Here is a 20,765-nt window from a genome sequence, read left to right on the forward strand (position 1 = left end):
GCCGAGCGCCACCGGCCCGACTCGACCTCAGGTGCCGGGCGCCGTCTCCGCGAGCCAGGCGTCGAGCTCGCTCGGCTCATCGGTGATGATGCCGTCCACCCCGAGCGCATTCACCGCCTCCCAGTGCTCGAGCTTGTTGAGCGTGTAGCAGAGCACGGCGATCCCGGCCTCGTGCGCACGCTCGAGCGCCCCCGGCACGGCCGTGACGGAGTCGACGGTCGTGGCGAACCCGATGAGCCCGAGGTGCTCGGCGAGCGGCACCGGGTTCGCCGGCAGCTCGCGGATGAGCATGATGCGCGGCAGCGTTGGCGCTGCGGCCTGGAGCGAGGTGAGCGTCTCGATGCTGAAGCTCTGGAACACGACCCGGCCGCGCAGGCCGTGACGCTCGACGAGGTCGGTCACGAGCCGCACCTCGTCGGGCCTCCAGTCGGCCTTGAGCTCGACGAGCGCCCGGGCCTGGTCGCGCGAGGCGAGCTCCGCGAGGAACGCATCGAGGGTCGGGATCTTCGCGCCGGCGTACTCGGGCGCGTACCAACCGCCGACGTCGAGCCGTTCGAGCTCGTCGAGGTCGAGATCGCCGACACTGCGACGGTCGCCGGTGATGCGCTCGAGGGTCGTGTCGTGGAAGAGCACCGGCACGCCGTCTCGGCTGAGCTGCACATCGGTCTCGACGAATTCGAGTTCGTCCATCGCGAGCTCGAGCGAGGGCATCGTGTTCTCGGGCGCGGTCGCCCGATCACCGCGATGCCCGACGGTGAACGCCGGCTCGCCGGGCTGGCGGAGCGCGCCGAACACGTCGATCGCGTAGACGACGGGCGGCGACTGGGCGATGAACAGCACCGTCGCCATGACCGCTACGGCGACCGCCGCGAGGACGGCGCGGAGCGTACGTCGGGGCGGGTGGGCGAGGGCGGCGATGAATCGGAATCGGGTCGGGGTCGCGGGTGCGGCGGCACTCGGCCGCCGACGTGCGGTCGTCGGGGCGACCGCACGCGAGGCGTGCGTCACGGGTTCGGGCCTTTCCACCGATCACGCTTCGTCGGGCGACCGGTGCAGGAAACTTTAGCACCACCGTTATCGTTTCGTTACCATGCGATTCGGCCGAGGATGCCTCGTGCCGCGCGCATGCCGCGGCCGCACGCGCACCACCGCGCAACGGGCCGGTCGGCGAGCGGACTCAGCCCTCCGCCGGCACGGCCGCCTGCATCGTCGCGCTCGTGCGCGGGAGATCGGCGGCGGCCGCCGAGCGCGACCGCCGCGCACCCGTCACCGCCGCTCGTTGCCTCGGCGGTAGTTGCCGGTGACCCGGGCGAGCAGGTGCTGCGCCGCGATGTCGTCGCCGGCGGCCTCGGCTCGCTCGAGCCCGGCCGTGAGCCGGGCCGCGGTCGAGCCGCCGACCGTCACGACGACGCGGCCGCCGCGCGACACGAGGACCGCGCCGTCCTTCGCGACGCGGTACTCGAACGGGTCGGAGACGAGGCGACCCCGCTCGTCCGACGCGCCTCGCCGGCCCGACATCGCGCGCCGCCTAGCGCAGGCTCTTCGTGTGCCAGACGGTCTTCGTCTCGGTGAATGCCGTGATGCGGCCGAGAGCGGGAGCCGCGGCATCCGGCCCGTTCTCGGGACGCAGCACGCGCTTGAGCGTGTCGGCCGCGTCGATCTCGAGCGAGACCCAGTCGAGCCCGCCCGCGCCGACGAGGTCGATCGCGTTGACGTCGGCGTGGCTCGCGAGCCACGGCGCGATCTCGGCGGGCGAGCCGGTGAGCACGTTCACGACGCCCTTCGGCACGTCGCTCGTGGCGAGCACCTCGGCGAGGCTGATCGACGACAGCGGGAAGCGCTCGCTCGCCACGATCACGACGGAGTTTCCCGCCACCAGCGCCGGCGCGAGCGCCGAGACGAAGCCGACGAGCGACGAGTCCTGCGGTGCGATGACCGCGATGACACCGCTCGGCTCGGGCACCGAGATGTTGAAGTACGGGCCCGCGACCGGGTTCGCGTTGCCCGCGACCTGGGCGAACTTGTCGGCCCAGCCGGCGTACCAGACCCAGCGGTCGATCGCCTCGTCGACCTGCGCGGCGGCGACGGCGCGGGAGACGCCCTCGACCTCCTCGATCTCGGCGGCGAACTGGGCGCGACGGCCCTCGAGCACCTCGGCGATGCGGTACAGCACCTGGCCGCGGTTGTACGCGGTCGCGCCGGCCCAGCCGGCGACGGCGCCGCGTGCGGCGACGACCGCGTCGCGCGCGTCCTTCCGCGACGCCTTCGCGGCATTCGCGAGGAAGCGGCCGTCGGCCGCGACCACCTCGTAGGTGCGCCCCGACTCGCTGCGCGGGAACGCGCCGCCGATGTAGAGCTTGTACGTCTTCGGCACGGCGAGGCGGCTCACTTCGCGGCTCCCTTCTTCGCGGCGCCCGCTCGTCGAGCGCGCGGCTTCGGCTTCGACGCGGATGCCTCGGCCGAGGCATCCGCGCCCTCGATGCGGCGCTGCGCGCCCGACCGGCCGGCAGTGACCTGCGCGGCCGAACGGCCGATCGGGGCGGGCGACAGGTAGGCGGCGAGGCCGTGCCGGCCGCCCTCGCGACCGTAGCCCGACTCCTTGTAGCCGCCGAAGGGCGAGCTCGGGTCGAAGCGGTTGAACGTGTTCGCCCAGATCACGCCCGCGCGCAACTGGTCGGCGACCGCGAGGATGCGACTGCCCTTGTCGGTCCAGATGCCCGCCGACAGGCCGTACGGCGTGTTGTTGGCCTTCGCGATCGCCTCCTGCGGCGTGCGGAAGGTCAGCACCGAGAGCACCGGACCGAAGATCTCCTCTCGCGCGATGCGGCTCGAGGTCTGCACGTTCGTGAAGATGGTCGGCGCGTACCAGAACCCGTTCTCGGGGATCTCGCACGGAACGCTCCAGCGCTCGGCGCCCTCCTCGACGCCCGCGTCGCTCAGCGCGCGGATGCGGTCGAGCTGCTCGCGCGAGTTGATGGCGCCGATGTCGGTGTTCTTGTCGAGCGGGTCGCCGAGGCGCAGCGTCGAGAGGCGGGTCTTCAGCCGCTCCACGACCTCGTCGTGGATGTTCTCCTGCACGAGCAGGCGGCTGCCGGCGCAGCAGACGTGGCCCTGGTTGAAGAAGATGCCGTTGACGATGCCCTCGATCGCCTGGTCGATCGGCGCGTCGTCGAAGACGATGTTCGCGGCCTTGCCGCCGAGCTCGAGGGTCGCGCGCTTGTCGGTGCCGGCGATCTGCTTCGCGATGGCGCGGCCGACTGCGGTCGACCCCGTGAAGGCGACCTTGTCGACGCCCTCGTGGGCGACGAGGGCCGCGCCCGTGTCGCCCGCGCCCGTGACGATGTTCACGACGCCCGCGGGCAGGTCGGCCTGCTGCAGGATCTCCGCGAAGATGAGCGCCGTGAGCGGCGTCGTCTCGGCCGGCTTCAGCACGACCGTGTTGCCGGCGGCGAGCGCCGGCGCGATCTTCCACGCGAGCATGAGCAGCGGGAAGTTCCACGGGATCACCTGCGCGGCGACGCCCAGCGAACGCGGATCGGCGCCGAGACCGGCGTGGTCGAGCTTGTCGGCCCAGCCCGCGTAGTAGAAGAACCAGGCGGCGACGAGCGGCACGTCGACGTCGCGCGACTCCTTGATGGGCTTGCCGTTGTCGAGCGACTCGGCGACGGCCAGCTCGCGGGCTCGCTCCTGAACGAGGCGCGCGATGCGGAAGAGGTACTTGCCGCGGTCACGGCCGCTCATCTTCGACCAGACCCGGTCGTAGGCGCGACGGGCCGCGGCGACCGCGTCGTCGATGTCGGCCTCGTTCGCGTTCGCGATCATGGCGATGCGTTCTTCGCTCGAGGGCGAGATGGTCTGGAAGGGAGTACCGCGGCCGTCGACGAACTCGCCGTCGATGAAGAGGCCGTAGCTGTCGCGGAGGGACAGGATCGCGCGCGACTCGGGGGCCGGCGCGTAGTCGAGGAAGCTCATGTTCAGTCCAGTCAGTCGATCGTCACGTAGTCGGCGCCCGAGTAGTGCCCGGAGGTCATCTTCTGCCGCTGCAGCAGCACGTCGTTGAGGAGGCTCGAGGCGCCGAAGCGGAACAGGTGCGGCACGAGCCACTCCTCGCCGACGGTCTCGGCGACCGTGACGAGGTACTTGATCGCGTCCTTCGAGGAGCGGATGCCGCCCGCCGGCTTCACGCCGACGCGGTGGCCGGTGAGGCGGTGCCAGTCGCGCACGACCTCGAGCATGAGCAGCGTCACCGGCAGCGTCGCCGCCGGGGCCACCTTGCCGGTCGAGGTCTTGATGAAGTCGCCGCCCGCGAGGATCGCGAGCCACGACGCGCGACGCACGTTGTCGTACGTCACGAGCTCACCCGTCTCGAGGATCACCTTGAGGCTCGCGCTCGTGCCGTCGGGGCGACGGCAGGCCTCCTTCACGGCCGCGATCTGGTCGAAGACCTCGCCGTATCGGCCGGCGAGGAAGGCGCCGCGGTCGATCACCATGTCGATCTCGTCGGCGCCCGCGGCGACCGCCTCGGCGGTGTCGGCGAGCTTGATCTCGAGCGACGAGCGGCCCGACGGGAAGGCGGTCGCGACCGCGGCGACCGAGATGAGCCCGTCGTCGGGGTCGCCGTGCGCGGCGCCGAGGGCCTCGATCGCGAACGGCACCATGTCGCCGTACACGCACACCGCGGCGACGCGCGGCACCGTGGGGTCGGCCGGGTCGGGGTTCATCGCCTTCGCGACGAGCGAGCGCACCTTGCCCGGGGTGTCGGCGCCCTCGAGCGTCGTGAGGTCGATGAGCGAGATGATCTTGTCGAGCGCCCAGCGCTTCGAGGTCGTCTTGATCGACCGGGTGCCGAGGGCGGCGGCGCGCTGCTCGAGCCCGACCGCGTCGACCCCGGGGATGCCGTGGAGGTAGCGGCCCAGGGTCTGGTCGTCGGGCTCGCCGCCGAGCACGGCGAGCGCTCGCTCGCGCGCGGTGACGAGCGCGGTGCCGGGGTTGACCGGAGCTGACATGGGGGTGACCTGGCTTTCGTTCATGGGTGGACGGCGTCAGCCGTCGAGGAGATGGAGTGCGGTCGCCTCGTCGGTGACGAGCACCGAGCAGAGGCCGCTGCGCACGACGGCGTCGGCCACGGCGTGCTTGGCCGGGCCTGCCACCACCGCGATCGCGAGCCGTGCGGCGCGGAGTTCGTCGAGCGTGAGCCCGACCGTGCGCGCGTCGAGCGCCGGGTCGACGATGTTGCCGTCGGAGTCGATGTAGCGCCCCACGACGTCGCCCACCGCACCCTTGGCGACGAGCAGGTCGACGTCGGTCGGCGACAGGTAGCCGCTCTCGACGTGCACGGAGTTGTGGTCGGCCGCGCCGGCGCTGAAGAGGTACGCGTCGGCCGACCTGGCGAGCTCGATCACTCCGGCGACGACGCGGTCGGACTCGATCGCCTCTTTCGTCTCGAGCCGCTCGAGGATCGCGGGGCTCGGCAGGAGCGTCGCCTGGCCGCCGCCCTTCTGCGCGATCGAGACCGCCGTCGCCGCGGCGGTGCCCGCGCGACGGTTGAGGCTCACACCGCCGTTGATCTGCACGACGTTCACGCCGGTGGCCCAGCCGTTGCGCAGGTGCTGCGAGATCTCGAACAGGGTGCGCCCCCAGCTCACGCCGAGGGTGCGCGGAACGGGCCGGAGCGCGGTGAGGTAGTCGGCGGCCGCCTGGGCCGTGCGGGCCTGCAGTTCTTCGATCGATGCGACGCCGGCTGACGACACGACGATCGCGTCGTCGAGGCCGCGCTCGTCGCGCAGGCGTCGCTCGATCGGGAGACGCCTCGCGCGCGGGTGCACGATCTCGATGCGGATGAACCCCCGGTGCTTCGCCTGCGCGAGAAGTCGACCGACCTTCCACCGGGTGAGGTTCAGTGCCTGCCCGATCTCGTCCTGCGTCTTGTTCTCCTCGTAGTAGAGCTCGGCCGCCCTGATCGAGAGGAGTTCGTCGATCTCGTCCATGCGCCTCCGTCCGCCTCCCTCCCAGCGTAGGCAGCGCGGTGCTCAGCGGCAACACTCGCGGGCCTTCCTGCTCATATGAGCATTCCGGGCACGGATGCTGCGCGCCTATGCTGGTGCAATGCCCACGCCCCTCGCGCTCGCCGTGGACTTCGGCGGCACCAAGGTCGAAGCCGCCCTCGTCGACGAGACCGGCCGCCTCCTGCCCGGCTCCCGCCACCGCCGCCCCACCGGCCCGACCGCCGCAGCGGCCGAACTCGACGACGCCGTGCGCGCGGTCGTGGCGGACGCCCTCGCCTCCCTGCCGGGCGATGCCGGGCTCGTCGGCGTCGGCGCAGGGTCGGCCGGGCCCATCGATGTGGCGACCGGTCGCGTGTCGCCGCTGAACGTGCCGGCCTGGCGCGGGCACCCGCTGCGCGACCTGCTCGTCGAGGCGGTGCCGGGCGTTCCCGTCACCCTCCGCATCGACGGGCTGTGCATCGCCCTCGCCGAGCACTGGGTCGGCGCGGGCCAGCAGGCCGAGAACCTGCTCGGAATGGTCGTCTCGACCGGAGTCGGCGGCGGCATCGTGATCGGCGGTCGCGCCGTCGCGAGCCCGACCGGCAACGGCGGCCACATCGGCCACATCGAGGTCGGCGGCTTCGACGACCGGTGCGCGTGCGGCGGCCGCGGCTGCCTCGAGGCCGTCGCATCCGGTCCGCGAACCGTGTCCTGGGCGCGCTCGCAGGGCTTCCAGGGCACCACGGGCGAAGATCTCGCCCGCGCCCACGCGGCTGGCGATGCGGTCGCCATCGCCGCCGTCGAACGCTCGGGCCGAGCGATCGGCCAGGCGATCGCCTCGGCGACGAACCTGCTCGACCTCGATCTCGTCGCGATCGGCGGCGGCTTCTCCCGGGTGTCCCCCGTGCTGTTCGACCATGCCCGCGCCGCCGTCGCCGAGCGCACCGCGTTCAGCTTCGCGACCAGGGTCGACATCGTGCCCTCGGGCCTCTCCGACGAGGGCCCGCTCATCGGCGCGGCCGCGCTCGTGCACCGTCCCGACCTCGTCGTCTGACGCCGCACCGGTTCGCGGCGCGTCGAGCATGTCCGACGCGCCCCCGGACGCCGTCTCCCGGGCACGGGTTCAGCTGCCGTCGGCGCGTGGCACCGCAGGAGCGTGAGGGGGGTTCCCGACCGCCGGCGCCGCTCGGCCGCCGTGCGGGCGGTCAGCGCGGGCCGGTGTCCTCGACGTAGCGCGGCTTCGCGGCGACGACGCCCGCGATCGCACCGGGCACGATCGACAGGAGCAGCAGGATGATCGGCACCGTCCAGTCGCCCGTCGTCGCGTGCACGAAGCCGACCAGCAGCGGCCCCGCGGCGGCCACGAGATACCCGATCGACTGCACGAAGCCCGACAGCGCGACCGCGCCGGCGTGGGTGCGCGAACGCAGGTTGATGAGCACGAGTGCGAGCGGGAACATCAGCGGACCGATCCCCGCGAGCGCCACCCAGAGCCAGGTGGCCGTCTCGGGCGCGAGCAGCAGCCCGAGGTAGCCGAGCACGAAGGCCGCCATCGACACCGCGACGAGCAGGCGGACCCGGCCGTACCGGGCCGCGACGATCGGCACGACGATGCCCGCCGGCAGCCCCATCGCCGCGTACAGCGACAGCAGGGCGCCGGCCTGCGCCGGCGTCACACCCGCGATGTCGACGAGCACCCGGGGCAGCCAGGCGAATGCCGAGTAGGCGTTGAACGAGCTCACGATGAAGATGACGGCGAGCGCCCACGCGACGGGGGAACGCACGACGCGCCCGAGACCGCCCGCGGCCGGCTCCTCCGGGAGCGCGTCGCGGGCGTCCCGCTTCGGGTGCACGAGCAGCGCGATCCAGGGCACGACCGAGACGACCGCCACGAGGGCCCAGGCGCCGATCGAGACGCGCCAGCCCGCCGCATCCGCGACCGGCACCGCGACGAGGGGCGGAACGAACGTGCTGATCGACATCGCCGTCACGTAGATCGTCGTCACGAGTCCGATGCGATCAGGGAAGTACCGCTTCACGAGCGGCGGAAGCAGCACGTTGCCGATTCCGGTCGTGGCGAAGATCACGGCTCCGGCCGCGACGAGGGCGAGCGCCGAGTCGGCGAGACCGCGCCAGGCGAGACCCGCCGTGAGGGCGATGAGCGCGCCGACGAGCAGCGGCTCGAGCCCGAAGCGCTTCGCGAGCGGGGGCGTCGCGATGCCGAACACGGCGAAGCAGAGCGGCGGCAGCATGCCGAGCAGGCCCACGACGACGGGCGCCAACGCGATCTCGTGCTCGACCCGTACGATGATCGGCGAGAGCGACGCGACGCCGGTGCGCAGGTTGAACGCGACGAGCGCGATGCCGATCAGGGCGAGGGCGCGTCCCGCCCAGAGCGGCCGTGCGGCACCGGTCACAGGCCGAGGATGCCGCGCGTGCGCTCGACGTCGTCGCGGATGGTGTCGATCAGCGCCGGGATGGTCGTGAACGCGACCATCCCACGGATCCGCTCGACGAACTCGACGTCGACGACGTGGTCGTAGAGGTCGAGCTCGCGGTCGAGCACGTACGCCTCGACCTGCTTCTTCGGCACGCCCTCGAAGGTCGGGTTGTCACCGACCGAGATCGCCGCCGGATAGCGCGTGCCGGAGTCGGTGAGCCAGCCCGCGTATACGCCGTCGGCCGGGATGAGCCCCTCCGACTCGGGCGTCAGGTTCGCGGTCGGGAACCCGAGCTCGCGCCCGCGGGCGGCGCCGTGCACGACGATGCCTGAGACGGTCGGCGTGTGGCCGAGGAGCTCGGTCGCGCGGCGCACGTCGCCCTCGGCGAGGAGCTCGCGCACCCAGCTCGACGAGACGCGACGTTCTCCGTCGGGGGCGACGTCGTCGACGACCTCGACCGTGAACCCGAACGTCGCGCCGAGGTCGGCGAGGAGCGCCACGTCGCCCGCGCCGCGGGCGCCGTAGCGGAAGTCGCGGCCGACCAGCACGGCCTTCGCGTGCAGGGTGTCGACGAGCACCCGCTCGACGAACTCCGTCGCCGGCACCGACGCCAGCGCACGATCGAACGGCAGCAGCACGGTGGCGTCGAGGCCCGTCGTCGCGAGCAGCTCGAGCTTCTGCCGGTTGCTCACGAGCGACTCGGGGCACTTGTCGGGCGCGAGGAGCGCGAGCGGGTTGCGGTCGAAGGTGACGACCGCCGTCGCCAGGTCCTGCGCTTCGGCGATCGTGCGCAGCCGCGCGATGATCTCGCGGTGGCCGCGGTGCACGCCGTCGAACTTGCCGATCGTGACCGCCGTCGGCCCGAAGCCGTGCGGCACCGCATCGAGTCCCTTGAAGGTCTTCACGCGGCGCCCGCCTCGACCGGCCGGTGCTTCGCGAGCCACCACATGCCGAGCACGGGCAGCACGAGCGGGATGAACAGGTACCCGCGCCCGAACCACGACCACACGGTGTCGTGCGGGAAGAGGGCCGGATCGATGATGCTCAGCGCGCCGACGACGAGCACGCCGGTGAGCTCGAAGGTGAGCGTCACCCAGGCGACGCGGTACCAGGCCCGCCCCGGCCGCACGAGCGCGATGGTCGCGACCACGTAGACGGCCGCCGCGAGCGCCGAGAGCGCGTACGCGAGCGGGGCCTCGTCGAACTTGGACACGATCTGCACGAACGACCGGCCGAGCGCCGCGAGGGCGAGCACCCCGTAGACGGCGACGAGCACGCGACCGACGCCGCTCATGCGGGTGCGGGTGCCGGCCGGTCCGGTCGGGGCGGGGGCGCTCTGCAGTCGTTCCATGACGTTCGATTCTCTCAGAAGCACAGGACCTCAGATGCCCTGCACGGTCCAGATCTGGTACATGCGATAGACCATCACGGCGACCGCGAGCGCCGCCACGCCGAGCACGACCGTCGACCACCGGTTCGGTTCCAGCAGTGCCCAGAAGGCGGCGGCGGGCGGCACGAGTGCGGCCGCAACGAGGTACACCCAGAACTCGAGGGCGCTCCCGGTCGGTGCGTTGCCGACGAGCGGCGCGACGATCGCGATCACGACCTGCGCCACGAGCAGCACCTCGACGACCGCGACCGATCCCAGGCTGAGGTCGCTGGGCTTGCGTCCGGCGAGGCCGAGCGCGAGGCACAGCAGGCCGGCTGCGACGGCGACCGCGAGCTGCAGCCAGGTGAACCAGTCGATCATGCGCTCTGCTCCTGCGGGAATCCGGTGACGACCTTCCACTGCGCGCCGCGGCGCTCGACGATCGCGACGAGGCGGTCGCCCGGCGCGATCGCGGCGACGGCTTCGGATGACTCGGCGGCAGCGGCGGCCCCCGCGGCGATGCGCTTGCCGTGGCCGAGGTCGACGGCCTCGCCGTCGGTGATGTCGAGGACCGGGAGGGCGCGCCGGGCCGCGTCGGCGGGGGCGATGAGCCGTTCCGCGACGTCGAATCCCTCGAGCGTTCCGGCTTCGTCCACCGCGAATCGGCCGATGCGGCTGCGTCGCAGCGCGGTGAGGTGGGCCGCAGTGCCGAGCACAGCGCCCAGGTCGCGGGCGAGCGCCCGCACGTAGGTCCCGGAGGAGCATTCGACGCGCACGTCGAGGTCGAGGCATCCGTCGCCCGCGGGCCGGGCCGCGAGCAGGTCGTAGGCCGACACCGTCACCCGGCGGGGCGTGATCTCGACCGTCTCGCCGTCGCGCACCCGCTGGTAGGCGCGCTTGCCGTCGATCTTGACGGCGCTCACCGAGCTCGGCACCTGGTCGATCTCGCCCGTGAAGGCGTGCATGGCGGTGCGGATCTCCTCGGCGCCGCCGTCGCCGGCTTCGGAGAGCGCCGCGACGACGGCATCGCCCTCCGGCGCTCGCGGCAGCGGGTCGCCCTCGGCGTCGTCGGTCGTCGTGCCGAAGCCGAGGCGCACCGTCGCGAAGTACTCCTTGTCGAGGCCCACGAGGTAGTGCAGCAGCCGGGTGGCACTGTCGACGCCGAGCACGAGCAGGCCGGTCGCCATGGGGTCGAGCGTGCCCGCGTGCCCGATCTTGCGGGTGCCGGCGAGCCGGCGCATGCGGGCGACCACGTCGTGGCTGGTGATTCCCTGCGGCTTGTCGACGAGGAGGATGCCGCTGTTCACGCCCTACAGGCTAACAGCCGGGACGGCCGCGGCCGACGGGGCGGCCGCGCCGCCCGGCGGGCCGACGAGGTCCGCGGCCCTACGCTGGATGCCGTGAAGATCGGCATCATCGGCGCGGGCGCGCTCGGCGGGACGTTCGCGGCGCTGCTCGCCAGGGCGGGACACGACGTCGAGGTCACCGCGCGGGGCGCGGGGCTCGCGGCGATCCGGGAGCACGGGATCCGGCTGAGCGGCGGATACGGTGATGCGCACGTGAGCGTCGCGGCCGCCGAGACGCTGTCGGTGCGCCCGGATCTGGTGCTCGTCTGCACGAAGGCGCAGGACGCGGCCGCGGCCATCGAGGCCAATGCGGCGCTCGTCGACGGCGTCCCCGTCGTCGTCGTGCAGAACGGCCTCGACGGCGTCGCGACGGCGGAGCGCCTGCTCCCGGCGTCGACGTGCGTCGGCCTGCTCTCGATCATCGCGGCGAACTACACCGAGCCGGGGGTCGTGCGGGTGACGACGCCGGCGACGAGCTACCTCGGCCGCGGCGACGGAGAACCCGACGCCGAGTCGGTTCGCCTGGCGCGCATCCTCTCCGACGCCGTGCCGGTCGTCGCGATCGCCGGATTCCGAGGCGCCCAGTGGACGAAGCTCGTCGTGAACATGGTCAACGCGGTGCCCGCCATCGTCGGCCGCAGCGTGCAGGCGGTCATCGACGATCGCAGGCTGCGCCGGGTGGTCGCCGCGTCGATGCGGGAGACGGTGCGCGTCGGCATCGCACGCGGCGTGCGGTTCGGTTCACTCCAAGGGTTGGGCGACCGGCGGCTGCGGCTCTTCGCCCGGCTGCCGCTCGCACTCGGGCAGGTGCTGCCGTGGCTCATGCGCGTGCGCATGGGTTCGGTGCCGAACCTCGGCTCCACCCAGCAGAGCGTACGTCGCGGGCAGCCGACGGAGATCGACTTCCTCAACGGCGCCGTCGTGCGCGAGGCGGCCGCCGTCGGCCGCGACGCGCCCGTGAGTCGAGCGCTCACGGCACTCGTGCACGAGGTCGAGGCGGCGGGCGCTCCCCTTCCCGACGAGCGCGTGCTCGCGGCAGTGCCCGTCTGACGCGGATGCCTCGGGCGACTGCCGCCCGAGGCAGCCCGCCCGGTCCGAGCGACGACGAAGGGGGCCCGGCGAACCGGACCCCCTCCTTCAGTGCGCCTGATCAGCGCCGCTCGGGCCTCAGGCCTTCTTGCGGCGCAGGCGTGCGACGACCACGAAGGCGGCGCCCGCGAGCACGATCACCCCCGCGACGATCGCGATCGAGGTGCCGGCGAAGCCGGTCTCGGCGAGGTCGGAGCCACCGGACGCGGTCGGGGTCGACGGCGCCTCGCCCTCGCCACCGGGCTCGCCCGGGGTCTCGGGCACCGGCGGAGCGGCCACGCAGTCCGGCGTCGCCGGCGGGTAGCTGAGCGCGACCGAGAGCTCGGGGTTCACGACGAGCGTGGCGCTCGTGAGGTCGCGGGTCCAGGCGAAGTTGCCGTCGGTCTCGGCCCACGTCCCGTCCTCGAGCTGCTCCCAGCCGGGCCAGCCGTCGGCGTTGCCCTCGTCGTCGACCGAGGCGCCCGGCCACAGCGTGCGGCCCTCGAGGGTGCCGTCCTCATCGAGTTCGCCCAGTTCGAGCGTCTCGGTGTTCGTTCCGTCGCTCAGCACCAGCTGCACGGCACGGTTCTGCACGGTGCCGTCGGGGTCGTCGAGCTGCACGGTGAAGAAGATCCACGGCGCGTTCGCCTCGCAGACCCCCGTCGCGACCGAGCCCTCGAGCGTGGCGCGGCAGGGCTCGTCGGTGTAGGTGAACGTCCAGCTCGTCTGCACGCCCTCGGCGAAGACGTAGCCGGGGTTGGCGGTCGCGGTGACGGTCACCACGCCGGGCTCGACCGAGGTCACGTTCCAGGTGATGGCGTCGGTGTCCTCGGGGAGGTAGTGGCCGTCGTTCGCCGTGCCGCACGCGTCCACGGACCGCGGCCCGATCTCGATCGTGACGACCTCGGGCTGCTCGGCGCACGGCTCGTTCGTGAAGACGAACGTCCATTCGCTCTGCGAACCCTCTTCGAAGACGTAGCCCTCGGCCGGGGTCGCGGTCACGACGACCTTGCCCTCGGCCACAGAACCGGTCGTCGACCAGCTGTAGTCGTCGGTGTCGCTCGGAACCGTGTAGCCGTCGTTCGCGGTGCCGCAGAGGTCGACCATGGTCGGGACGACCTCGATGACGCCGACCTCGGGCTCCTCTTCGCACGGCTCGTCCGTGAAGGCGAACGTCCAGGAGGTCGTCGCGTCGTCGGCGAATCGGTAGCCGTCCTTGGCGGTCGCAGTGACCACGACCTCGCCCTCGGCGACCGAGCCCGACTCGGACCAGGCGATGGCGTCGGTGTCGCTCGGCAGGGTGTAGCCGTCGTTCGCGGTGCCGCAGAGGTCGGCCGACGTGGGAACGACGTCGATCGTGATGACCTCGGGCTCCTCCTCGCACGGCTCGTCGGTGAACGTGAACGTCCACGAGGTCTTCGCGCCTTCGGCGAAGATGTAGCCGAGCTTCGCCGCGGCGCTCACGGTGACCTCACCGGATGCGACCGATCCGATGAAGGACCAGTCGATCGCCTGCGTGTCGGAGGGGAGCTGGAACGTGTCGTTGCCGATGCCGCACAGGTCGATGTGCGACGGCGCCGCCTCGATCGTGACGATCTGCGGCTGCCCGGGCTCGTCGACGTAGTGCACCGAGTAGTGGCTGATCGCCTTGCCGCCGGGGTAGGTGATCGTCACCGTCTTCGCCGGCGGTTCGACGTCGATGATCTGCGGACCGTTGCCGTTCTTGACGGAGCCGGCCTTCACGCAGTAGTAGTCGATGAGCTTGCCGTCGGGCGCCGTGACCGTCACGGTCTTCGGGTCGCCGGTCGTGTCGATCTTGTCGGTCCCGTTCGGGAGGTAGCTCGGGCAGACCTTCATCTCGCCCTGGCCGCCCCCGTCGCCGCAGAGCGCGCTGTCGAGCGTGATGGCGCCGGCGTTGTTCGCCTTCTGGTTGTTCGACCACTTCGCCGACAGCTTCAGCTCGTGCGTCTCGCCGAGCGCGGCGCCCTGCTGCACGAACGTGACCTCGCCGCTCGCCGGGATCGTCGTCCCGGTCGCGACGATCGACTCGTCGGACGACTTCGTGATCGTCTCCTGGAGATCCTCGGAGTTCGCGACGGTCCACGTGATGTCGGCCGTCGTGCCGTCCGTCGAACACACGGCCTCGGCCGTGATCGTGTTGTGGTGCGCCGACGCGGGGGCGGCAACGCCGACGAGCGCGAGGCCCGCGCCGAGCGCGAGCGCGGCCACGGCCGCGGCGAGGCGCCGCACCGGGTTGTGAGTGGGGCGCTTCCGCATGCGGACGTCGCCGTGGGCATCGTGCGTCAGACCGACGCCGAGCTTGCTCATTCGGGATATCTCCTGGGTTCGGCCCAGCGGGGGCGGCGAAAACCGGGTGGAGCGAACGAGCGGAGAGCGCGTCAGGGCGCGGTCGCTGGGCGATCGACCCGACGGGCGGCGTGCGGTGCACGCGCGGGGTCGGGTCGATCGCGCAGCGACGATCGGCGCGAACGGGTGGTCGCGCCGATCTCTGCGGGATGTTCGGGTAATTCGGGTGGTGCTCGGGTGTTGCGTCGGGTTTCGCTGCCTGCCGGGGGCTTGGGCAATCAGTTCATTATGTCCTCAAAGAGGGGGACGCGCTACCGTTTCGGGCACAGATCGGCACAGATGTCCCCCGAAGACGGGGTACTCCGATCGGGGTACATCGCAGAAGGCCTTCGTGAGGTGCGAATCAGCGCCTGATCGGCCGCTCGGGCTCGGTGAGATCGACGAGCGCGTCGGCGACGGCGCGCGGGTCGCGATCGGCGTAGGCGAGCCGGTCGGCGGCATCGACCGGCTCGCCGTCGACGACGATGCGGTAGTCCCAGAGGTCGTCGAGCCGCTCGCGCAGCACGAAGCGCCCGTCGAGCACGAGGATGGCGTCGGCGGGGCCGGTGATCCACCTCGGCTCGACCCATGCGTCGCGAGCGGGGTCGAGCACGCGCGTGACGAACGCGGTCGAGCCGGCCATGCGGAACGGCTCGACGAGCACGCGCTTCAGCGCCGACTCGTCGAAGCCGTACCGGTAGTAGCGCTCCGCGGTGTCGTCGCCGAACGCGTCCTGTGCGGCGCGGGAACGATGGAACCCCTCCATGCGCGCGCGGAACACCGCGTGCCCCGCCTCTTCGAGCACCGCTCCGAGATCGTCCGCCAGGGCGGTCTTGCCGCTCTGCACGGGACCGTCGACGGCGACGATCATCCGGCCGCGGCCGTACCGCTGCGCGATCTCCGCGGCGAGTTCGCGGAGGAACGCGACCCGAGGCGTGGTGACGAGGCGCATACGAGCGAGCATAGCCGCGGGGCGTCCGGGTCGCCCTAGGCTGGAGGGATGCCTCGCGCGCATGCCTCCTCGATCGCCGACGTGGTCGTCGCGTGGTTCGACGGCGCCGCCCGCCCGCTGCCGTGGCGCGCCGCCGACGTCTCGCCCTGGGCCGTGCTGGTCAGCGAGTTCATGCTGCAGCAGACCCAGGTCGACCGGGTCGTCCCGCGCTGGGAGGCGTGGGTCGAGCGCTGGCCGACCCCGGCGAGCCTCGCCGCGGAGCCCGCGTCCGAAGCGGTGCGCGCGTGGGGCCGCCTCGGTTACCCGCGCCGGGCGCTGTGGCTGCACCGGGCCGCGGTCGAGATCGTCGAGCGGCACGGCGGCGAGGTGCCGCGTGACGTCGATGCGCTCCTCGCCCTGCAGGGCGTCGGCCCGTACACGGCACGCGCGGTCGCCGCGTTCGCGTTCGGCGTTCGCGTACCCGTCGTCGACACGAACACCCGGCGCGTGATCGCCCGCGCCGTCGACGGCCGGGCTGAGCCCGCTCCCCCGTCGACGGTGCGCGACCTCGCCGCGATGACCGCACTGCTTCCCGAGGCGGATGACGCGGCGCGGGCGTTCAACGCGGCCGCCATGGAGCTCGGGGCGACCGTCTGCACGGCGCGCGCGCCGCAGTGCGGCTCGTGTCCCATTCGCGATCGATGCGCGTGGCGCGCCGCCGGCCACCCGCCGTACGTCGGGCCGCGCAAGCCCCGGCAGGCGAGATTCGAGGGCTCCGACCGGCAGGTGCGCGGCCTCGTCATGCGCGAGCTCCGCGCCGCCCACCGTCCCGTGACGCGCGACGAGCTGTCGGTCGTCTGGGCCGACCGCGGCCAGCTCGACCGCGCCGTCTCGGGACTCGTCGCCGACGGCCTCGCCGTCGAGGTCGACGGCGGCCTCGCGCTGCCCGACGCCTGAACCGCGGAACCGCCGCCTGCACGCACCGGTCGGGTGTGCGAGCATGCAGGGATGACCCTCGCCTCCGACCCGCGCCCCGCACCGAGCCCCGACGACCTGCTCGTGCTGCTCGCGGTCGCCAGGGCCGGCCGTTACACCCTCGCCGCCGCCGAGCTCGGCCTCAACCACACGACGGTGGCTCGGCGGATCGACGCGCTCGAGAACGCCCTCGGCGGGCGCGTGCTCGCGCGCAGCGCCTCGGGGTGGGTGCTCACACCGCTCGGCGAGCACGCCGTGGCATCGGCGGAGGCCGTCGAGCAGGCGATGAACGGCCTGCGACCCGGCGGCACGACCCTCACGGGCGTCGTCCGGCTCTCGGCGACCGACGGGTTCAGCGGGTTCATCGCGTCGCCTGCGATCGTGGCGGTGCGCCGCGAGCATCCCGGAGTCACGCTCGAGATCGTCGCGGCGCAGCGCCGTGCGACGCAGCAGCGCGTCGGCATCGACCTCGAGGTCGTCGTCGGCAAGCCGCACGTGCAGAAGGCCGAGGCGATCCACGTCGCCGACTACGTGCTCGGGCTCTATGCGAGCCGCGACTACCTCGCGGCGAACGGAACCCCGGCCTCACCGCGCGAGCTCGCGGGCGCCCCGCTCGTCTACTTCATCGAGTCGATGCTGCAGGTCGACGCGCTCGACGAGGCGCGCCGCCCGACGCAGGGCATGGTCGACACCGTCTCGAGCACGAACGTGTACGTCCAGGTCGACGCGACCCGCGCCGGCGCCGGCCTCGGCCTGCTGCCCGCGTTCCTCGCCGACCGGCACGACGATCTCGTTCGACTGTTCCCCGATGCGATCGAGGAGCGGCTCCCCTACTGGCTGGTCTGCCGCCCCGAGGCGTTGCGGCAGCCGACGGTGCTCGCCTTCATCGCAGCGCTGCGCGCCCGGGTCGCCGAGGTGCAGGGCGCACTGCTCGGCGTGCGCGGACCACGGCACGGCTGACCGGACGGCAGCCGCCCGCGATCAGCGCGCCTCGGCCTCGTCGAACTCGTCGTCCGCCTCGTCGTCGAGCTCGCGCGGCTTGACGTAGGGGTCGGCCTCGCCCGCATACTCGGCGGTCGCCGCGAGCGCAGTCGTCTCCTCGTCGCGCGTGCGCGCCTCGCGCAGCAGCTCCTCGATGTGCTCGGCGTTCTCGGGGATCGCATCGGCGATGAACTCGAGCGACGGGGTGAGCCGCGCCGTGATGTTGCGGCCGACCTCGCTGCGAAGCATCCCGGTGGCCGCCTTGAGCGCGAGCGCGGAGTCGCGACGCTCCTCGTCCGTGCCGTACACGGTGTAGAAGATGCTCGCGTGCTGCAGGTCGCCCGTGACGCGCACGTCGGTGATCGTCACGAAGCCCAGACGCGGGTCGCGAAGGCCCTTGTCGAGACGCCGGGCGACGATCTCCTTGATGCGGTCGGCCATCTTCCTGGCACGTGCCGGATCAGCCATGGTGGTCAGTGCTCCTTCCGAGCGAAGCCCGGGGCGGCGAGCCGCCCCGGGCCGTTCGGTCACACGCGAGGCTTCTCGCGCATCTCGATGGTCTCGATCTCGTCGCCGACCTGGATGTCGTTGTACTTGCCGAGGCCGATGCCCGCCTCGAAGTCCGTACGGACCTCGGTGACGTCGTCCTTGAACCGGCGGAGCGACTCGATGGCGAGGTTGTCGCCGACCACGACGCCGTCGCGGATGACACGGGCCTTCGCGTTGCGCGTGATGGTACCGCTGCGCACGATGACACCGGCGATGTTGCCGAACTTCGAGGAGCGGAACACCTCGCGGATCTCGGCGACACCCGACTGGACCTCCTCGTACTCGGGCTTGAGCATGCCCTTGAGCGAGTTCTCGATGTCGTCGATCGCGTTGTAGATGACCGAGTAGAAGCGCACGTCGACGCCCTCGCGGGCGGCGCGCTCGCGCGCCTTCACGTCGGGACGCACGTTGAACCCGATGACGATCGCGTTGTCGATCGTGGCCAGGTCGATGTCGCTCTCGGTGATCGCACCCACACCGCGGTGGAGGATGCGCAGCTGCACCGAGTCGTCGACCTCGATCTTCATGAGCGACTCCTCGAGCGCCTCGACGGCACCCGACACGTCGCCCTTGATGATGAGGTTGAGCGCCTCGACCTTGCCCTCTTCGAGTGCACGCGTGAAGTCCTCCAGCGAGATGCGCTTGCGGGCCTTGGCGAGCTGCGCGTTGCGCTCGGCGGCCTCGCGCTTCTCGGCGATCTGGCGGGCGGTGCGGTCCTCGTCGGTGACGAGGAACGTGTCGCCGGCGCGCGGAACGCTCGAGAGGCCCTGCACCTGCACCGGACGCGACGGGGTCGCGGCGGTCACGGGGTCGCCGTTCTCGTCGGCCATGGCGCGCACGCGGCCGTAGGCCGTACCGGCCACGATCGCGTCGCCGACCTTGAGCGTGCCCGACTGGATGAGCACGGTCGCCACGGCGCCACGCCCCTTGTCGAGCTTCGCCTCGATCGCGACACCGCGCGCGGCCTTGTTCGGGTTCGCACGCAGGTCGAGGCCGGCGTCGGCGGTGAGCAGGACCGCGTCGAGCAGCTCCTGGATGCCGATGCCCTCGCGAGCCGACACGTCGACGAACATGACGTCGCCGCCGTACTCCTCGGCCACGAGGCCGAACTCGGTGAGCTGCTGACGCACCTTCGCCGGGTTGGCGTCGGGCTTGTCGATCTTGTTCACCGCGACCACGATCGGCACGTTGGCCGACTGGGCGTGGTTCAGCGCCTCGATCGTCTGCGGCATGATGCCGTCGTCGGCGGCGACCACGAGGATCGCGATGTCGGTCACCTGCGCACCGCGGGCACGCATGGCGGTGAACGCCTCGTGACCCGGGGTGTCGATGAAGGTGATCGCACGGTCGATGCCCTCGTGCTCGGTGTGCACCTGGTACGCACCGATGTGCTGGGTGATGCCGCCGGCCTCGCCCGCGACGACGTTCGCGTTGCGGATGGCGTCGAGCAGTCGGGTCTTGCCGTGGTCGACGTGGCCCATGACGGTGACGACCGGGGGCCGCTGCGCGAGGTCCTCGTCGGTCTCGTCCTCGAGCTCCTGGTCGAGGTCGATGTCGAAGCCCTCGAGGAGCTCGCGGTCCTCGTCCTCGGGCGAGACGACCTGGATCTTGTAGCCGAGCTCGGCGCCGAGCACCTCGAAGGTGGCCTCGTCGAGCGACTCGGTCGCGGTCGCCATCTCACCGAGGTGGAACAGCACCGTCACGAGCGAACCGGGGTTCGCGTCGATCTTGTCGGCGAAGTCGGAGATCGAGGAGCCTCGACGCAGACGGATGACGGTGTTGCCGTCGCCGCGGGGAACGCTCACGCCGCCGAGCGACGGAGCCTCCCGCATCTCGAACTCGGCCCGCTTCGTCCGCTTCGACTTGCGCGACTTCGACTTGCCGCCGCCACGACCGAACGCACCGGCCGTGCCGCCGCCGGGACCACGTCCGCGACCGCCGCCACCCGCGGGACGCGGGCCGCCGAAGCCGCCGCCGGGCCGCTGGAAGCCGCCGCCCGCACCGGCACCGGCACCGCCGGGACCGCCGGGACGTGCTCCGGCACCGCCGGGACGCTGGAACCCGCCTGGGCGGCCTCCGCCCGCGGGACGCGGGGCGCCGATGCGCGGCGAACCGGGCCGCGGCGCCTGGGGCCGCGGGATGTTGCCGGGGCTCGGGCGCTGGCCCATGCCCTGCGAGCTCGAGAACGGGTTGTTGCCCGGGCGCGGCTGGGCGGGGCGGGAGCCCATGCCCTGCGAGCTCGAGAACGGGTTGTTGCCGGGGCGCGGGGCGCCGGGCTTCGGGGCGGGGCGGGGAGCCGCGCCGCCGGGCTTCGCGGCGCCGCCGGGCTTCACCGCATCGCCGGACTTCGCCGGGGCGGGCGTGCTCTCGGCAGCCGTCTGCTCGGCAGCGGCCTTCTCGGCGGCGGCCTGCGCCGCCTTCTCCTCGGCCTGGGCCTGGCGCTCGGCGACCGTCAGCGGCGCGTCGGCCGGCGCGGGCGCGGCGGGAGCCGGAGCTTCGGGGGCCGGAGCCGCGGGGGGCTTGGGGCCCGGCTTGGGACCGGGCTTCACCCCGGCCTTGGCGGGTGCGGCCGGGGCCGCCGGTGCGGCGCCCTTCGCGGCGCCGTCGGCCTCGAGCGCCGCCTTCAGGCGACGTGCGACGGGGGGTTCGATGGACGACGAGGGTCCCTTGACGTACTCGCCCATCTCCTTGAGCTTCTCAAGGGCGATCTTGCTGTCGACACCGAGTTCGGATGCGATCTCGTGTACGCGTGGTTTGGCAGCCACTTCTCTCCTG

Annotated in this window: 19 protein-coding genes; 4 read left to right on the top strand and 15 right to left on the bottom strand. The window is 72.4% G+C overall.

Features of this window, described 5'->3' with window-relative positions; all coding sequences use genetic code 11:
- Nucleotides 1-27: 27 nt before the first annotated feature.
- The 6 genes from LR269_RS14185 to LR269_RS14210 form a co-directional block, all read right to left on the bottom strand.
- A complete protein-coding gene (locus tag LR269_RS14185; protein WP_231431406.1) occupies nucleotides 28-1,008 on the bottom strand; it encodes a glycerophosphodiester phosphodiesterase family protein in 981 nt (326 codons plus the stop codon).
- A 258-nt stretch (nucleotides 1,009-1,266) separates the two neighbouring features.
- Nucleotides 1,267-1,518, bottom strand: a complete 252-nt coding sequence (locus LR269_RS14190; protein ID WP_231431407.1) for a hypothetical protein — start codon at nucleotides 1,516-1,518, stop codon at nucleotides 1,267-1,269.
- Nucleotides 1,519-1,528: 10 nt separating this feature from the next.
- Nucleotides 1,529-2,389, bottom strand: coding sequence for an aldehyde dehydrogenase family protein (locus tag LR269_RS14195; RefSeq protein WP_231431408.1), 861 nt, complete (start codon nucleotides 2,387-2,389; stop codon nucleotides 1,529-1,531).
- Nucleotides 2,386-3,972: an aldehyde dehydrogenase family protein gene (locus LR269_RS14200; protein WP_231431409.1), complete on the bottom strand. Its 1,587-nt coding sequence runs from the start codon at nucleotides 3,970-3,972 to the stop codon at nucleotides 2,386-2,388. Before LR269_RS14200 ends, LR269_RS14195 begins: the two co-directional genes overlap by 4 nt.
- An 11-nt stretch (nucleotides 3,973-3,983) precedes the next feature.
- Entirely contained in the window at nucleotides 3,984-5,006 is a 1,023-nt protein-coding gene (gene deoC, locus LR269_RS14205) for a deoxyribose-phosphate aldolase (RefSeq protein ID WP_231431410.1), read from the bottom strand.
- 36 nt (nucleotides 5,007-5,042) lie between these two features.
- Nucleotides 5,043-5,987, bottom strand: a complete 945-nt coding sequence (locus LR269_RS14210; RefSeq protein WP_231431411.1) for a sugar-binding transcriptional regulator — start codon at nucleotides 5,985-5,987, stop codon at nucleotides 5,043-5,045.
- Between the two features lie 118 nt (nucleotides 5,988-6,105).
- Here LR269_RS14210 and LR269_RS14215 point away from each other — a divergent pair, with 118 nt between their 5' ends.
- A complete protein-coding gene (locus LR269_RS14215) occupies nucleotides 6,106-7,038 on the top strand; it encodes an ROK family protein (RefSeq protein WP_231431412.1) in 933 nt (310 codons plus the stop codon).
- Nucleotides 7,039-7,189: 151 nt separating this feature from the next.
- Here LR269_RS14215 and LR269_RS14220 read toward each other — a convergent pair whose 3' ends face one another.
- From LR269_RS14220 to truB, 5 genes are read right to left on the bottom strand one after another with little or no spacing between them, the layout of a single operon-like run.
- A complete protein-coding gene (locus LR269_RS14220) occupies nucleotides 7,190-8,401 on the bottom strand; it encodes an MFS transporter (RefSeq protein WP_231431413.1) in 1,212 nt (403 codons plus the stop codon).
- On the bottom strand, nucleotides 8,398-9,330 hold the full coding sequence (locus LR269_RS14225) for a bifunctional riboflavin kinase/FAD synthetase (protein WP_231431414.1): 933 nt from the start codon (nucleotides 9,328-9,330) through the stop codon (nucleotides 8,398-8,400). The genes LR269_RS14220 and LR269_RS14225 overlap by 4 nt, the downstream gene beginning before the upstream one ends.
- A complete protein-coding gene (locus LR269_RS14230; RefSeq protein WP_231431415.1) occupies nucleotides 9,327-9,776 on the bottom strand; it encodes a hypothetical protein in 450 nt (149 codons plus the stop codon). Before LR269_RS14230 ends, LR269_RS14225 begins: the two co-directional genes overlap by 4 nt.
- Nucleotides 9,777-9,806: 30 nt before the next feature.
- Nucleotides 9,807-10,175, bottom strand: coding sequence for a hypothetical protein (locus LR269_RS14235; RefSeq protein ID WP_231431416.1), 369 nt, complete (start codon nucleotides 10,173-10,175; stop codon nucleotides 9,807-9,809).
- Entirely contained in the window at nucleotides 10,172-11,101 is a 930-nt protein-coding gene (truB, locus tag LR269_RS14240; protein ID WP_231431417.1) for a tRNA pseudouridine(55) synthase TruB, read from the bottom strand. Before truB ends, LR269_RS14235 begins: the two co-directional genes overlap by 4 nt.
- A gap of 93 nt (nucleotides 11,102-11,194) precedes the next feature.
- On the opposite strand from truB, the gene LR269_RS14245 reads away from it, so the two are divergent.
- On the top strand, nucleotides 11,195-12,190 hold the full coding sequence (locus tag LR269_RS14245) for a ketopantoate reductase family protein (RefSeq protein ID WP_231431418.1): 996 nt from the start codon (nucleotides 11,195-11,197) through the stop codon (nucleotides 12,188-12,190).
- A 117-nt stretch (nucleotides 12,191-12,307) separates the two neighbouring features.
- On the opposite strand, the gene LR269_RS14250 is transcribed toward LR269_RS14245, so the two are convergent.
- Together LR269_RS14250 and LR269_RS14255 are read right to left on the bottom strand one after the other, a co-directional pair.
- Nucleotides 12,308-14,536: a hypothetical protein gene (locus tag LR269_RS14250; RefSeq protein WP_231431419.1), complete on the bottom strand. Its 2,229-nt coding sequence runs from the start codon at nucleotides 14,534-14,536 to the stop codon at nucleotides 12,308-12,310.
- A gap of 382 nt (nucleotides 14,537-14,918) precedes the next feature.
- Entirely contained in the window at nucleotides 14,919-15,506 is a 588-nt protein-coding gene (locus LR269_RS14255) for a hypothetical protein (protein WP_231431420.1), read from the bottom strand.
- A 48-nt stretch (nucleotides 15,507-15,554) separates the two neighbouring features.
- Between LR269_RS14255 and LR269_RS14260 the strand changes: the two genes are divergently transcribed.
- Nucleotides 15,555-16,442 (top strand): A/G-specific adenine glycosylase, encoded by an 888-nt coding sequence (locus LR269_RS14260; protein WP_231431421.1) that lies wholly within the window; start codon nucleotides 15,555-15,557, stop codon nucleotides 16,440-16,442.
- 51 nt (nucleotides 16,443-16,493) lie between these two features.
- Nucleotides 16,494-17,420 (top strand): LysR family transcriptional regulator, encoded by a 927-nt coding sequence (locus LR269_RS14265; RefSeq protein WP_231431422.1) that lies wholly within the window; start codon nucleotides 16,494-16,496, stop codon nucleotides 17,418-17,420.
- 21 nt (nucleotides 17,421-17,441) lie between these two features.
- Here LR269_RS14265 and rbfA read toward each other — a convergent pair whose 3' ends face one another.
- Complete coding sequence (gene rbfA / locus LR269_RS14270; RefSeq protein ID WP_231431423.1) at nucleotides 17,442-17,909, bottom strand: 30S ribosome-binding factor RbfA; 468 nt, start codon at nucleotides 17,907-17,909, stop codon at nucleotides 17,442-17,444.
- A gap of 59 nt (nucleotides 17,910-17,968) precedes the next feature.
- Nucleotides 17,969-20,755 carry a translation initiation factor IF-2 gene (infB, locus tag LR269_RS14275; RefSeq protein WP_231431424.1) on the bottom strand — a complete coding sequence of 929 codons (2,787 nt, stop codon included), beginning with the start codon at nucleotides 20,753-20,755 and terminating at the stop codon, nucleotides 17,969-17,971.
- Between the last annotated feature and the right edge of the window lie 10 nt (nucleotides 20,756-20,765).

The organism is Agromyces sp. S2-1-8 (assembly GCF_021129215.1).
GTDB lineage: Bacteria > Actinomycetota > Actinomycetes > Actinomycetales > Microbacteriaceae > Agromyces > Agromyces chromiiresistens.